The sequence below is a fragment of the Streptomyces thermovulgaris genome, assembly GCF_002155915.1.
In the GTDB taxonomy this organism is placed as follows: Bacteria; Actinomycetota; Actinomycetes; order Streptomycetales; family Streptomycetaceae; genus Streptomyces; species Streptomyces thermovulgaris.
Map to the genome: position 1 here is coordinate 1 of NZ_MUME01000335.1, position 2,697 is coordinate 2,697.

1 protein-coding gene and 1 pseudogene are annotated in these 2,697 nt (G+C 73.5%); one reads left to right on the top strand and one right to left on the bottom strand.

All coding sequences use genetic code 11. From position 1 onward, the window contains the following. Positions 1-1,762, bottom strand: a 1,762-nt coding sequence (locus tag CCN35_RS23125; protein ID WP_107501087.1) for an MDR family MFS transporter, incomplete at its 3' end; no start/stop codon positions are given. 163 nt (positions 1,763-1,925) lie between these two features. Here CCN35_RS23125 and CCN35_RS28475 point away from each other — a divergent pair. Continuing rightward, positions 1,926-2,697 (top strand): annotated as a pseudogene (locus CCN35_RS28475) (hypothetical protein); the annotation flags it as partial.

Below are 2,697 nucleotides of genomic sequence, written 5' to 3' on the forward strand. Positions count from 1 at the left end.
AGATCACCGCACGGGCGGGCTTGAGGTCGTAGCCCGCCCGTGCGGTGATCTCCCGGTAGATCTCACGCCGTCCCTCGCGCGTGCCCAGCAGGGACAGCGCCCGGCACACCTCGTCGTAGGAGGATCGCTCGACCGGGTTGGTGGCCAGCGTCTGCGTGCCGTCGGGGGCCGTGACCGATCCGCGCAGCCTGTCCTCTTTCAAGAACCAGGTCAGCACGAAGCCGAGGAGGACGACCGGAGCGGCATAGAGGAAGACGTCGGTGATGGCGGAGGCGTACGCGTGCAGGGCCGCCGGGCGCAGCGCGGGCGGCAGGGCGGCGATGCCGCGCGGGTCGGACGTGAGCGCGTCCACCGAGATCCCCGGCGGCAGCACGACCCCCCGGAACACGCCGGTCAGCCTCTGTGTGAGGCCGCTCGCGAAGACCGTGCCGAAGACGGCCACGCCGAAGGCGGCGCCGATGGAGCGGAAGAAGGTGACCCCGGAGGTGGCGACGCCCAGGTCCTCGTAGCCGACGGCGTTCTGCACGATGAGGACGAGGACTTGAATGACCAGGCCGAGCCCCAGTCCGAAGACGAAGAGGCAGCCGCTCGTCACGGCCGTGGTGCTGTGCTCGTCGAGCCGGTGCAGCAGAAGCAGGCCGACGGTGGTGACGGCCGTGCCCAGGACCGGGAACACCTTCCAGCGGCCGGTACGGCTGACGATCTGCCCGGAGCCGGTGGAGGCCAGCAGCATCCCGGCCACCATCGGCAGCGTGTGCACACCGGACAGCGTCGGGGAGATGCCCCGCACGACCTGCAGGAAGGTCGGCAGGAAGGTCAGCGCGCCGAACATGGCGAAGCCGACGACGAAGCTGATGACCGCGGAGAGGGAGAAGGTGCGGATGCCGAACAGCCTGAGCGGCAGGACCGGCTCGGCCGCCCTTCGCTCCACGGCCACGAAGGCGGCCGCGAGCACGACGCCCACCACCGCCAGCCCGACGATCCGCGGCGAGCCCCAGGCCCAGGTGGTGCCGCCGAGGGAGGCGATCAGCACCAGACAGGTGGCGACCGAGGCGACGAGAAGGGCGCCGAGGTAGTCGACGACGTGCCGCTGCGCCCGGTGCGGGATGTGCAGGGCGGCGGCGATCACGGCGAGGGCGACGACGCCGACGGGCAGATTAACGTAGAACACCCAGCGCCAGCTCAGATGCTGGGTGAACACTCCGCCCAGCAGCGGCCCGAGGACGCTGGTCGTGCCGAACACCGCGCCGAACAGGCCCTGGTAGCGGCCGCGTTCGCGGGGCGGGACGACATCGCCGACGATCGCCATGGACAGCACCATCAGCCCGCCGCCGCCCAGGCCCTGCAGCGCCCGGAACACGATCAGCTCGGGCATGTTCCGGGCCATGCCGCACAGCGCGGAACCGATCAGGAAGATCACGACCGCGATCTGGAAGAGCTTCTTGCGGCCGTACTGGTCGCCGAGTTTGCCCCACAGCGGGGTCGCGGCGGTCGACGCCAGCAGATACGCCGTGACCACCCAGGACAGATGGTCGAGCCCGCCGAGGTCGCTGACGATGGTGGGCAGCGCGGTGGAGACGATGGTCTGGTCGAGTGCGGCCAGCAGCAGCCCGAGGAGCAGCGCGCCGATCGGGACGAGGACACGGCCGGGCAGGTGCTCGGGCCCGGCCGCGGCGCCCTCGCTCGGGGGCGGTGCGGACGGCGGCCGTGCTTCCCGCGTCCCGCCGGCCGTCCGGTTTCCGCCGCGCGCATCCCCGGCCATGGAAGACCTCCCGAGGCTCTTGTGACCTCTTCCATCGTCATCGGTGCGACCCGTTGTGGCCCGTCGAGTCCGGTCCGGACGCCGCCATTCCAGGGGCTTGGGGAGGAGGTGTGCGCAAGATCTGCATAATCCTTGAAAGTTCGCGAGGGGAGGGGACTGAGGCGTGGAAGAGCACAGAGGGCACGTCTGCCCGGAGTGCGGGGCGCCCCGGGGCGTGGACGGCGCCCCGTCGTGCGTCTGCGGGAGCCGGGCGTCCGAGGCGCCGCACGACGCGCGGACGGCGGAGACCGGGACGGGCGAGGACTTCAGCCCGCTGCGGGTGCGGCCGTACGTGGAGGTCCAGGAGAGGGAACGGGGCGCCGAGGACGAGGGAGCGGGGCAAGGAGCCCCGGACGGAGCGACGGACAGGGCGAACGCGCGGGAGTGTCCCCCGCAGGCGCCGGAGAGTCCCTCCCCCACGGATGTCACGATGCCGCTGCGGGCCGTCCCCGCGGACCCGGCCACGCCCGCGCAGACCGCACAGACCGCTCGGACCGCTCCCCCGGGCACCACGGCACCCGCGCAGACCGCCCCCGCGGACACCACCGCGCCCCTTCCGGCACAGACCGCTCCCGCGGACACCGCGGCGGAGGCGCAGCCCTCCCCCATGGACGCCACGATGCCGCTGCGCGCCGTCCCCGCGGACCCGGCCGCCCCCGCGCAGGCCGGCCCCCAGAGCGGCCCCGCGGACTCGACGATGCCGTTGCAGGCGGTGCCCGGGCTGCCCACCCCGCTGGCCCCGCGGCAGGAGGGGCCGAACGCGTCCGACCTCAGCCTGTTCGAGTCCACGGCCGCCGGGCCTGCCCCCCGGGCCGAGGAGCCCCGGCCCGCTCCCCAGGGCAGCCGGCGCCGCCGTACCCCGGTCGTGCTCGCCGGGTCCGCGGCCGTGGCCGCGG